The following is a 12,488-nucleotide window of genomic DNA, read 5'->3' as shown; positions in this document are numbered from 1 at the left end:
TTTAATCCTAAACGCCGTTTGTTTATCCTAAATTTAGTACACAGGCATCAAATAGTAAATTACAGATAACAATAACAAAAAAATCGTAAGCGACATTTAAGATCACATATCTGAATAAAACATATAGCGCTTTTAGTTGTCGCAGATCGATTGGACGGAAAGGATCTTTAGGCAAAGCAATGGCAGTCATTCATCCAAGTCTGTTCTTAGTCATGGAGCGTTTTCCGGACCGAAAGGACGATTTACGGCAGCGATATCGTACTAGCGAATCCTTTCAATCCCTCTGCCAGAGCTACCAAAAATGTAATAAGGCTCTTGAGCACTGGAGCCAATCCAAACATGCCGAGGCGCCCAGCCGGCAGCGGGAATACTCGCAACTGATCACAGAATTGGAGCAGGAGATCATTCAGAGCCTGCAGGAGACATTTTAGCGTATTAAATAAAGAGAGCAAAGATCATCTGTCAAGCTGACTATAAAACCCGAGGCCAAAGAAACACTCTGGAGCAAGGTCCTGGCTGGGGGAAATTTCTATAATCAGATAACCTTTTAAGAACAAAAAGGAGATACCCAATGAAAGCATCTGATCTGTTTTTAAAATGCCTGGAAGCCGAGGGCGTTGATACGATTTTCGGCATTCCCGGTGAGGAAAATGCCGACTTCATGATATCCTTGCTCGACTCCAAAATTAAATTTGTTATTTGCCGGCATGAGCAGGCCGCAGCGTTTATGGCCGACATGTACGGCCGCATGACCGGCAAGCCCGGTGTGTGTCTGGCCACCCTGGGACCCGGTGCCACCAACCTGACTACCGGACTGGGCCAGGCCAATATGGACTGCTCGCCTGTGGTGGGCATTATCGGCCAGGCCGGAACCTATCGCCTGCACAAGGAGTCCCACCAGAACATGGATGCCGTTACCATGTTCAAGCCCCTGACCAAATGGACCACTACCGTCATGAAGCCGGACAATATTCCGGAAATCGTGCGCAAGGCCTTCAGAATAGCGACCAGTGAAAAACCCGGTGTAACGGTCATCGAGCTGCCCGAGGATGTTGCCCATGGCGAAAGCGATCTCGAGCCCATCCGCGGCAAAGCCGACGTCGAAAAGACCGGTGTCGATCCCAACCGGATTGTAGCGGCACTGAAACTGATTGCCGAAAGCAAATTTCCGGTCATGCTGGTGGGGCTGGGATGCGTGCGCGCCCGGGCCCGAACGGAAGTGGAGGCCTTTGCGGACAAATCCGGCATCTATGGGGCCGAGACATTCATGGGCAAAGGCGCCATATCAATTAAAAATGACCATGCCTTTGCCACCGTGGGGCTGGGAGCAAGGGATCTGGCCCTGGAAGGGTTCGAGAAAGCCGATCTGGTCATCACTCTGGGCTACGACATGGTGGAGTGGCATCCGGATCGCTGGAATGTGGGTGAACCCAAAAAAATTATCCATATCGACACCCAGCCGGCGGAAGTCGACTATCAATATAACATCGACGTGGAGATCATTGGCGATATTCGCAGCGCCTTGAGCGCCCTGACGGCCGGATTGACCGATGAACACACGGCGGCCCGCAGCGACAGCTATGTAGAGACCATGAGCGGAGTGCGCCAGACCATGATGGCCGAGCTCGCGGAGCACAATGATGACGACGGATTTCCCATGAAACCCCAACGCATCCTCAGCGATCTGCGTTCTGTGATGGGGGCTGATGACATTTTGATCAGCGACGTGGGTGCCCATAAAATGTGGGTCGCACGCCAGTACCCGGCCTACGAGCCGGGTACCTGCATTATCTCCAACGGTTTTTGCAGCATGTCCGGCTCCGTGCCGGGGGCCATGGCGGCCAAGCATGTCTATCCGGATCGCAATGTCGTGGCCCTGTGCGGAGACGGCGGGTTTATGATGAACGTGCAGGATTTGATTACGGCCGTGCGCTATGAGAAACCGATCACTGTCCTGCTGTGGGTGGACAACCAGTATGGCCTGATCAAATGGAAGCAGGAAGCCCGCTTCGACAAGCACTCAAACATCGATCTGGTAAACCCTGATTTTGTTAAACTGGCGGGTGCCTTCGGCTGGCAGCCCATCGAGGTCAAAGCGGCTGATAAGTTAGTGCCGGCCTTAAAAAAGGCTTTTAAAGAACAATCAAAACCCACCCTGGTGATCGTGCCGGTGGATTATGATGAAAATATGAAACTTACCAAACGCCTGGGAGAAATTATTGCCCATTAAAAAGGCCCCAGGAGCAATTTAGGAGGTAAAATACCATGGAAAAACCCAAACATCGTTCCGTTATGTTTTCGGCGGAAACCCGGATTCGTCTGGTGCCCATGCAGGTCAGCATCGTGCTCACCATCCTGTTTTTGGTTCTCGGTTTTGTTTTCAGTTATCATTTCTGGTGGCCGCTGATCGTTTTCCTGCCATTGGCCCTGCTGGGGCTTTACGATTATTCCCAGGACAAGCACAGCCTGCTGCGCAATTATCCAATCCTGGGGCGCATGCGGTTTTTCCTGGAAGCGTTGGGGGCACCGATTCACCAGTACTTTATCGAAAGCAACCAGGACGGGGCGCCCTTCAATCGGGACTGGCGCTCGCTCATGTACCAACGCGCCAAGGGCCTTGAGGCCAAAAAACCCTTCGGTACCGAAATGGACGTGTATGCGCCCAACTACGAGTGGCTCAATCATTCCCTGACACCCCGGCCGGTAGCCGAAGATGATTTGCGGGTGACCATCGGCGGCCCCCAGTGCAGCAAGCCCTACTCGGCCTCGGTATTCAACATTTCAGCTATGAGTTTTGGTTCCCTGGGGCCCAACGCCATGCTGGCGCTGAACACCGGCGCTAAAAAGGGCAATTTCTACCACTGCACCGGCGAAGGCGGTATCAGCAGATACCACCGCCAGCCCGGCGGGGATCTCAACTGGCAGATCGGCAGCGGGTATTTTGGCTGCCGTAAGGATGATGGCAACTTTGATCCCGACCTGTTTGCCGAACAGAGCCAGGATGATCAGGTTAAAATGGTGGAAATCAAACTCTCCCAGGGGGCCAAACCCGGACACGGCGGCATTCTGCCCGGCGCCAAGGTCACGGCCGAGATCGCCGAGGCGCGCAAAGTCCCCATCGGCACGACCTGTGAATCACCAGCCTATCACAAGGAATTTTCAACCCCCATTGGCCTACTGGAGTTTGTGGCCAAATTGCGCGAGCTTTCCGGGGGAAAGCCCCTGGGGTTCAAACTCTGTGTCGGCCATCCGTGGGAATTCATGGCGATCTGCAAGGCCATGCTGAAAACCGACATCACTCCCGATTTTATCGTGGTCGACGGCGGCGAAGGCGGCACCGGGGCCGCACCCCTTGAACTGTCCGACCGTATGGGCACCCCGCTGCGCGAGGGGCTGGTTTTCGTCCAGAATGCCCTGGTGGGTGCGGGCGTGAGGGAAAAGATCCGCGTCGGCGTGAGCGGCAAGATGGTCTCACCCGGCCTGATCGCCGCGGGCATGGCTATCGGCGCCGACTATGCCAACTCGGCCCGTGGGTTTTTGTTCGCTTTGGGCTGTCTGCAAACCCAGCGCTGCCACTCCAACGAATGCCCGGTGGGCATCACCACCACGGATCCTAAGATGCAAAAGGCCCTGGTGGTCTCAGACAAGGCCCAACGGGTCTACCAGTACCACGAAGGTACCATTTCCGTCCTCAAGGAAATCATTGCCGCCGCTGGTCTCAGACATCCGTCCGAGCTCAGCCCGGAGCACATTATGATGCGCACGAGCTCAACCGAAGTCAAAAGCCTGGCCGAAGTTTATGATTTCCTCGAACCGGGTGAATTGGTCGCTGGCTCGGATCATCCCATATTTACCCAGTACTGGGAAAAAGCCACTGCCGATAGCTTTCATTCCACAGACTATAAGGGATAGGATTTAGATTACAAATCCATAAATAATGGAGGAAAAACCCATGCTGAAGCTAAAAGATAAAAACCTGTTCCGCCAGCAGTGCTACATCAATGGCCAATGGTTAGACGCTGACAGCGGCGAAAGCATCGATGTGACCAACCCGGCCACCGGCGAAAAACTGGGCACCGTTCCCAACATGGGCGCCGAAGAAACCCGGCGGGCCATCGAAGCCGCCGAGGAGGCATTTTTTTCCTGGCGCAAGACAACCGCTTACGAAAAGTCCCAGGTGCTGCGCCGCTGGTTTGATCTGATGATCGAGCACAGAGAGGATCTGTCGATTATCATGACGGCCGAACAGGGCAAACCCATCAACGAGTCCCGCGGCGAGATCAACTATGCCGCTTCCTACATCGAATGGTTTGCGGAGGAGGCCCGGCGGGTATACGGCGATACGGTGCCGGCCCATTCAAACGACAAACGCATCGTTCTTATCAAGCAGCCGGTGGGCGTAACCGCAGCCGTGACACCCTGGAATTTTCCGGCCGCTATGATCACCCGCAAATCGGCGCCGGCGCTTGCTGCCGGCTGCACTCAGGTGATCAAGCCGGCCACGGCCACACCCTTTTCCGCGCTGGCCTTGGCTGAGCTGGGCGAACGCGCGGGGCTTCCGCCCGGAGCGTTGAGCGTCGTCACCGGATCGGCGCGTGCCATCGGCGGTGAGCTGACCAGCAACCCCATTGTGCGCAAGCTGACCTTTACCGGCTCCACTGAAATCGGCAAAAAACTCATCGAACAGTGCGCCGCTACGGTTAAGAAAACGTCCATGGAGCTGGGCGGCAATGCCCCTTTTATCGTCTTTGATGATGCCGATCTGGATGCAGCCGTGCAGGGGGCGATTGAATCCAAGTTCCGCAACACCGGACAGACCTGCGTGTGCACCAACCGGCTGCTGGTACAGGATGGGGTCTACGACGCCTTTGCCGAAAAGCTGGTGGCTGCCGTCGGCAAAATGAAAGTCGGCAACGGCATGGAGGAAGACGTCGAGCAAGGCCCCCTGATCGATGTGGGCGCCATGGAGATCGTTGAAGAGCTCGTCCAGGATGCAGTGGACAAGGGCGGCAAGGTGCTGCTCGGCGGCAAGCGCCACGAGCTGGGCCAAAGTTTTTACGAGCCCACGGTAATGACCGATGTTACCACCGAGGCGCGGGTCGCCAAAGAAGAAACCTTCGGCCCCTTTGCGCCGCTGTTTCGTTTTAAAACCGAAAAAGAAGCCATCCGGATGGCCAACGACACCGAGTTCGGGCTGGCGTCATATTTTTACACCCGCGACGTGGGCCGCATCTTTCGCGTCTCCGAAGGGCTCGAGTACGGCATCGTGGGCATCAATGCCGGGTTGATTTCATCCGCCGTAGCGCCATTTGGCGGTGTTAAGGAATCCGGCTTCGGACGCGAGGGCTCCAAGTACGGCATGGAAGACTACATGGAAATCAAATACCTATGCATGGGCGGGATCAAGGAAACACCGCAAACTGGTTGATATCGGGTGCCAATTGACGGTTTGGCGCGAAAAGGAGAATAATCATGGAAGTTAAACCTGTACGTGTCGGCATCATGCTCGCCTTTCTGGCGATTCTGTGGTTTATCCCGCCGCCCTGGGGGATTACCGTTCAGGCCTGGCATTTGTTTTCCATCTTTATAACCTGTATTTTGGCGGTGGTCATCGGCGCCAACCCGATTCTGACCACGGCCATCATTGCGTGCGTAGCGGCAATTTTTCTGGGGGTGCTGGATCCGGTCAAGGCCTATTCGGGTTTTGGCAAGGGCTTTATCCTGCTGATCGTGGTGGCCTTTCTGGTGGCCAACGGGGTGATCAAGTCCGGGCTGGGCAACCGCATCGCCTATATGCTGGTCAGCAAATTCGGCAAATCCACGCTGCGGCTGGGCTACTGCATGGTGATCACCGACGCGGTGATCGCGCCGGCCTTTCCCAGCAACACGGCCCGCTCGGGGGTATTGTATCCGATTACCCTGGCGCTGGCGCGCGGCAGCGGCTCCAAAGTCGAAGACGGCACCCAGAAAAAAATGGGCAGCTATCTGATGATGAACTGTATTGCCGGGCTGACCCTGTCCTCGACCCTGTGGTTTACCGGTATGGCGGCCAATCCGGTGGGCGCCAAAATGGCGGCCGATGCCGGTATTGAAGGCATCAACTTCGGCTCCTGGTTTCTGGCGGCCAGTGTTCCCACCCTGGCTTCGCTGATTATCGTGCCGTTTTTGCTGTACAAACTGTTTTCTCCCGAAGTCAAAGAAACCCCTGAAGCCCCCCAGGCCGCTGCAGAGGAGCTCAAAAAAATGGGCCCCATGTCCAGGGATGAGTGGATCACAGGCATCACCTTTGTGGCCATGGTGATCCTATGGGCGCTGTCAGGTAAGCTGGGGGTGGATAAAACCGCCGTGGCCTTCGGAGGGCTGGCGGTCTTGATGGTGGCCGGCATATTCACCCTGGAAGATCTCAAAACCCAGGGCGATGCGTTGGGCACCTTTATCTGGTTTTCGATTCTGTACACCATGAGTAGCCAGTTAAACGAGCTGGGGTTTATGACGGCGGTGGGCAACCAGCTGTCGCAGGGTCTGCAGGGGCTGAGCTGGCCGGTGGTTTATGTGGCTATCGTGGTGTTGTATGTGGTGCTGCACTATGTTTTTGTCAGTCAAACCGCTCAGATGCTGGCGCTTTACAGCGTATTTTTAGGGGTGGCGGTGAACTCCGGTGTGCCGCCGCTGCTGATCGCATTCATGCTGCTGTTTGCCACCAATTTTTTTGCGGCCATCACCCCCCAGGGCTCCAGCGCCAATGTGCTGTGTGCCGGCAGCGGCTATCTGCAGCAGGGCGACATGTATCGCATGGGCGGCATTATCACGTTGACCAATCTAATTATCTTTCTGATCATTGGAACGCCCTGGATATTGCTGGTCATGAAGTAACCACGCATGGCGTTTGCTAACCGGTTCAACCGGAATCTGAGTTAACGCGGTTAAGGATCCTAATAAAAAAGGAACGAAAGTTACAGTCACAAAATATTTTGCTGAATTATAAAAAATCGTCATGGATATCAAACTGCCGCGTGTCATAATCATGCTCGTATTTTTAACTATCCTGTGGTTTGTGCCGCCGCCCTGGGGCGTAACCCTTCAGGCCTGGCATCTGTTCGCCATTTTTATTACCTGTATATTGGCGGTGGTCATCGGCGCCAACCCGATTCTGACCACAGCCATCATTGCGGTGGTGGCGGCCATTCTTCTGGGGGTACTGGATCCGGTCAAGGCCTATTCGGGTTTCGGCAAGGGATTTATTCTGTTGATTGTGGTCGCCTTTCTGGTGGCCAGCGCCGTGATCAAATCCGGTCTAGGCAAGCGCATAGCCTATATGCTGATCAGCAAATTCGGCAAATCCACGCTGCGGCTGGGTTACTGCATGGTGTTTACCGATATGCTGATCGCTCCGGCATTTCCCAGTAATGTGGCGCGCTCGGGGGTTCTGTACCCGATCACTCTGGCGCTGGCCCGCGGAGGCGGCTCCAAAGTCGAAAACGGTACCGAAAAAAAGATGGGCAGTTACCTGATGATGAACTGCATGGCCGGGCTCTCCCTTTCATCGAGCCTATGGTTAACCGCAATGGTGGCCAATCCGATTGGCGCCAAAATGGCGGCCGACGCCGGGGTTGAAGGCATCAGCTTCGGGTCCTGGTTTCTGGCGGCCAGTGTGCCGGTGCTCGTAGGTTTTATGATCCTGCCCTTTTTGCTCTACAAACTGTTCGCCCCGGAAGTCAAAGAAACCCCTGAGGCCCCTAAAGCGGCTGCCGAAGAACTGCAAAAGATGGGGCCTATGTCCAGGGATGAGTGGATCACCGCCATCGTTTTTGCGACCATGGTGACCTTATGGGCTTTATCGGGGAAACTGGGGGTTGACAAGACCGCTGTGGCCTTCGGGGGGCTGGCTGTGTTGATGGTTGCCGGAATATTTACGATAGACGACCTCAAAGCCCAGGGAGGGGGGGCTCTGAGCACCTTTATCTGGTTTTCGATTTTGTATACCATGAGTAGCCAGTTAAACGAGTTGGGGTTTATGAAGGCGGTAGGCAACCAGCTGGCTTCGGATCTTCAGGGCTTGAGCTGGCCTGTGGTGTATGTGGCCATCGTGGTGTTGTATGTGGTACTGCACTATGTTTTTGTCAGCCAGACTGCCCAGATGCTGGCGCTTTATGGCGTATTCTTGGGGGTGGGGATTAATTCCGGGGTGCCGCCGATGCTTTTGGCCTTGATGCTGCTGTTTGCCACCAACTTTTTTTCCGCGATTACCCCTCAGGCAGCTGGTGCCAATGTGCTGTGTGCCGGCAGCGGTTATCTCAAGCAGGGAGACATGTACCGTATGGGCGGAATGATTACCTTAACCAACCTGCTGATCTTTTTGATCATCGGTACACCCTGGATATTAGTGGTGGTCATGTAATACCTAAATATTGCATGAAAATTAATGTAAAGTGATAATTATTACCCAAATAAATAATTATATATAGAGTATTATTAAAATCTTGCATATTAATACCTAAATTTTTAATTTAAGGAAATGAAACATGTTTAAAATTCGCAAAGGTTTGGATCTGCCCATCAGCGGCGCACCGGCCCAGGACATCGATAGCGGGCCGGCGGTGAGCCGTGTTGCTTTGTTGGGCGACGATTACATCGGCATGAAGCCCAAAATGGCGATTCAATTGGGCGATGCGGTCAAACTGGGGCAGGTGCTTTTTGAAGATAAAAAAACACCGGGGGTGCAATATACCTCCCCCGGCTGCGGCAAGGTGGTTGCCGTCAACCGCGGCGCCAAGCGCAAATTTGAGTCCATGGTCATCGAGCTCGATGGCGAGGAAGAAGAAACGTTCCCATCCTTCAGCGCCGAAGAACTGGACAATCTCGAGCGTGATAAAGTGCAAGAAGTGCTGATTCAATCCGGCCAGTGGACGGTATTGCGTACACGGCCTTACAGCAAGGTGCCGGCTCCCGATAGCACACCCCACTCCATTTTCGTGACCGCCATGGATACCAACCCACTGGCAGCCGATCCTACGCTTATCATCAAGGAGCAGGCCGAGGATTTTACCCATGGCTTGAAAATTCTGTCGCGGCTGACCGACGGCCCGCTGTATGTCTGCAAGCGGCCCGGTGCCGATATCCCGGGTGATGGGATCGCCAATGTATCGATGCAGGCGTTCGCCGGTCCTCATCCGGCCGGCCTGGCCGGCACGCACATTCACTTTTTGGATCCGGTCAGCGATCAAAAGACGGTCTGGAGCATCAACTACCAGGATGTTATTGCCATCGGACGGTTGTTTACCACCGGACGGCTGTACCTGGAGCGGGTGATTTCCCTGGCAGGCCCAGCCGTAAAAAAACCGCGCTTGATCCGCACGCGGGTGGGCGCCGCCATCGATGAATTGGTGGCCGCTGAGTTGAGCCAGGATAACGTGCGCGTCATATCCGGTTCGGTGCTTTCGGGCCGGCAAGCCGCAGATGGCACTGCTTTTTTGGGACGCCCCCATTTGCAGTTGTCGGCCATTGCCGAAGGGCGCGAACGGGAATTTCTGGGCTGGGCGCTGGCCGGCTTTGACCGCTTTTCGATCAAGGCCCTGTACGCATCCGCAATATTTGGCCGCCGCCGCAAGCGTGCTTTCTCCAGCTCGGCTGAAGGCAACCGGCGCGCGATGATACCCATCGGCTCCTATGAGAAGGTAATGCCTCTGGATATCAACCCGCCCTATTTCTTGCGCGCCTTGATTATCGGGGACAGCGAAAAAGCTCAGGAATTGGGCTGCCTGGAATTCGATGAGGAAGATCTGGCCCTGTGTGCATTTGTCTGTCCCGGCAAATACAATTACGGACCGTTGTTGCGTAACGTTTTAACTCATATTGAAAAAGAAGGATAAAAGCGAACCATGAAGTCACTCAGACAGTTACTCGACAAAGCAAGGCCGGCCTTCGAAGAAGGCGGAAAGCTGGAAAGATTATATCCCCTTTTTGAAGCCACCGACACGTTTCTGTATTCCACCGACGAGGTCACCACTGTCGAGCCACACGTGCGCGACTCTGTGGATGTGAAACGCATCATGACACTGGTGGTCTATGCCCTCTTGCCATGCGTTTTCATGGCCATGTGGAATACCGGCAATCAGGCCAACATGGCGATGCAGGCCATGAACATTACTGCGGCGCCGGGCTGGCGCGGCGCCATCCTGACCGCTCTGGTCGGTTACGATCCCAACAGTTTTGTGGCCAACATCCTCCACGGGGCGCTGTACTTTATTCCGATTTATTTTGTCAGCGTTGCGGTGGGTGGATTCTGGGAAGTGTTGTTTGGGATCGTCCGCAAGGAAGATGTTAATGAAGGTTTATTAGTCAGCAGTTTGATTTTTCCGCTTTCGCTGCCGCCGACGATACCGTTATGGCAGGTGGCGCTGGGGATCAGCTTCGGTGTTGTGGTGGCCAAGGAGCTGTTTGGCGGCACCGGCAGAAACTTTGTTAATCCTGCCCTTGCCGGACGCGCCTTTCTGTATTTTGCCTACCCGGGCCAGAACAGCGGCGATGCGGTCTGGGTGGTGGTCGATGGATTCAGCGGGGCCACACCGCTGACCGCCCTGGGCACCACGAATATGAGCACCGGCATGGAGGCTATCAATGTGAGCTGGACCCAGGCATTTTTGGGCATCGAACCGGGGTCACTGGGGGAAACCTCCGCCCTGGCATGTCTGATCGGCGCCATTATTATTGCTTATACCGGGGTTGGCTCCTGGCGCATCATGTTGTCAATGCTGATCGGCGGTATGGGGTTTTCAGCGTTGCTGTGGGTCATCGGCAGTGATACCAATCCGATGTTTCTGATGCCGCCCTGGTGGCATCTGGTGGTGGGCAGTTTTGCCTTTGGTCTGGTTTTTTGTATCACCGATCCGGTCTCGGCAACCCTTACTAAAACAGGAAAATGGTTTTATGGCGCCATAGCCGGCATATTGACGATTCTCATCCGAGTGATCAACCCGGCCTACCCCGAAGGAGTCATGGTGGCCATATTGTTGGCCAATGTTTTTGCGCCAGTCATCGACTTCTTCGTTTTGCAAGCCAATATCAAAAGAAGGAAAATAAGAAATGGCACGTGAATCTGTTAGTAAAACGTTTATTGTGGCAATCGTCTTGGCCGCGATCTGTTCGTTGCTGGTCTCGGGAGCGGCAATTGGATTGCGCCCTATGCAGGAGGCCAACAAGGTTCGGGATCGTAAAAAAAATATCCTGATCGTGGCCGGACTCTACGATGCTCAGACCCCGGTGGAAGAAGCGTATAAACAGATCGAACCGCGCATTGTTGATTTGGCCACCGGAGACTATGTATCCGAAGATCAACAAATGGATCCGGAAACTTATGATCAAAGAGCGGCCGCCAAGGACCCTCAAATGAGTGACAAAATACCGCCGGAGAAGGATTTGGCGGGAATTGGGCGCCGGGAGAAGTATTCGTTGGTGTATCTGGTCAAAAAGGACGACCAGCTCGATCAGGTGATTGTGCCCATTGACGGCAAAGGTCTGTGGTCAACCCTTTATGGATTTCTGGCGCTGGATGGTGATCTGAACACGGTGCGGGGTATCACCTTCTACGAGCATGCCGAAACCCCGGGACTTGGCGGCGAAATCGACAACCCCGATTGGAAAGCCAAATGGACGGGAAAGAAGCTATACGATAAAGACGGCAGCTTGCAATTGCACGTCGTTAAGGGCGTAGCCGACAAAAACAATCCTCACCAGGTCGATGGGCTATCCGGTGCAACCCTGACCGCCAACGGCGTCACCAATTTAGTTAAATTCTGGCTGGGCGACGACGGTTTTAAAAAACTGCTGGAACGTCTGCAGGCCAAAGGAGCATAAAATGGCAGAACCGAAAATTAAAGAACTGTTGTGGGATCCTATTTTCAACCTCAATCCGGTTACCCTGGGGGTGCTGGGTATTTGCTCGGCCCTGGCGGTGACCGGCAAATTGCAAACCGCAGTCGTAATGACCATCTGCGTTACCGTTGTGGTGGCCTGTTCCAATTTCGCCATCAGTCTGATTCGCAATCAGGTGCCGGGCAGTATTCGCATCGGGGTGCAAATCACCATTATTGCATCCCTGGTGATCGTGGTGGCCCAGGTCCTGGAGGCCTTTCTGTTTGACGTCAGCAAACAGCTGTCGGTGTATGTCGGTCTGATCATCACCAACTGCATTGTCATGGGGCGTGCTGAAGCATTTGCGATGAAGAATGCGCCGGTGCCAAGCTTGCTGGACGGCATCGGCAACGGCCTGGGCTACGGTATGGTATTGATCGTTGTGGCCTTTTTCCGGGAGCTGCTCGGATCGGGCACACTATTCGGCTTCGAAATCCTTAAATCCGTTAACCAGGGCGGCTGGTACGTCAATAACGGCCTGATGGTGCTGCCGCCGAGCGCTTTTTTTCTGATCGCCTTTCTGATCTGGGCCATCAGAACCTGGAAACCCGAGCAAAACGAAGAGGACTAGTCCTATG

General features: G+C 54.4%; 10 protein-coding genes. All 10 read left to right on the top strand.

Annotated features, from left to right (window positions below; genetic code table 11):
* The first annotated feature begins 179 nt into the window (after positions 1 to 179).
* The 10 genes from QNJ26_20100 (at position 180) to QNJ26_20055 (ending at position 12,481) form a co-directional block, all read left to right on the top strand.
* Entirely contained in the window at positions 180 to 431 is a 252-nt protein-coding gene (locus tag QNJ26_20100) for a hypothetical protein (GenBank protein MDJ0987856.1), read from the top strand.
* A gap of 140 nt (positions 432 to 571) precedes the next feature.
* The gene (locus QNJ26_20095; protein ID MDJ0987855.1) at positions 572 to 2,230 is read left to right on the top strand and encodes an acetolactate synthase large subunit; all 1,659 of its coding nucleotides are present in this window, start codon (positions 572 to 574) and stop codon (positions 2,228 to 2,230) included.
* Between the two features lie 35 nt (positions 2,231 to 2,265).
* Positions 2,266 to 3,912, top strand: a complete 1,647-nt coding sequence (locus QNJ26_20090; GenBank protein MDJ0987854.1) for an FMN-binding glutamate synthase family protein — start codon at positions 2,266 to 2,268, stop codon at positions 3,910 to 3,912.
* Between the two features lie 40 nt (positions 3,913 to 3,952).
* Positions 3,953 to 5,428, top strand: a complete 1,476-nt coding sequence (gene gabD, locus QNJ26_20085) for an NADP-dependent succinate-semialdehyde dehydrogenase (GenBank protein ID MDJ0987853.1) — start codon at positions 3,953 to 3,955, stop codon at positions 5,426 to 5,428.
* Between the two features lie 44 nt (positions 5,429 to 5,472).
* On the top strand, positions 5,473 to 6,873 hold the full coding sequence (locus tag QNJ26_20080; GenBank protein MDJ0987852.1) for a DASS family sodium-coupled anion symporter: 1,401 nt from the start codon (positions 5,473 to 5,475) through the stop codon (positions 6,871 to 6,873).
* A 121-nt stretch (positions 6,874 to 6,994) separates the two neighbouring features.
* The gene (locus QNJ26_20075) at positions 6,995 to 8,398 is read left to right on the top strand and encodes a DASS family sodium-coupled anion symporter (GenBank protein ID MDJ0987851.1); all 1,404 of its coding nucleotides are present in this window, start codon (positions 6,995 to 6,997) and stop codon (positions 8,396 to 8,398) included.
* A 124-nt stretch (positions 8,399 to 8,522) separates the two neighbouring features.
* Positions 8,523 to 9,869 carry a Na(+)-translocating NADH-quinone reductase subunit A gene (locus QNJ26_20070; protein MDJ0987850.1) on the top strand — a complete coding sequence of 449 codons (1,347 nt, stop codon included), beginning with the start codon at positions 8,523 to 8,525 and terminating at the stop codon, positions 9,867 to 9,869.
* A 9-nt stretch (positions 9,870 to 9,878) separates the two neighbouring features.
* The gene (locus QNJ26_20065) at positions 9,879 to 11,093 is read left to right on the top strand and encodes an NADH:ubiquinone reductase (Na(+)-transporting) subunit B (protein ID MDJ0987849.1); all 1,215 of its coding nucleotides are present in this window, start codon (positions 9,879 to 9,881) and stop codon (positions 11,091 to 11,093) included.
* Positions 11,083 to 11,853, top strand: a complete 771-nt coding sequence (locus tag QNJ26_20060; GenBank protein MDJ0987848.1) for a Na(+)-translocating NADH-quinone reductase subunit C — start codon at positions 11,083 to 11,085, stop codon at positions 11,851 to 11,853. The genes QNJ26_20065 and QNJ26_20060 overlap by 11 nt, the downstream gene beginning before the upstream one ends.
* A 1-nt stretch (position 11,854) precedes the next feature.
* The gene (locus QNJ26_20055) at positions 11,855 to 12,481 is read left to right on the top strand and encodes an NADH:ubiquinone reductase (Na(+)-transporting) subunit D (protein ID MDJ0987847.1); all 627 of its coding nucleotides are present in this window, start codon (positions 11,855 to 11,857) and stop codon (positions 12,479 to 12,481) included.
* Positions 12,482 to 12,488 lie beyond the last annotated feature (7 nt).

Source organism: Desulfobacterales bacterium (assembly GCA_030066985.1).
GTDB lineage: Bacteria > Desulfobacterota > Desulfobacteria > Desulfobacterales > JAHEIW01 > JAHEIW01.
Note: the sequence above shows the minus strand (reverse complement) of the source record. Positions and strands in the feature narration are given on the sequence as shown.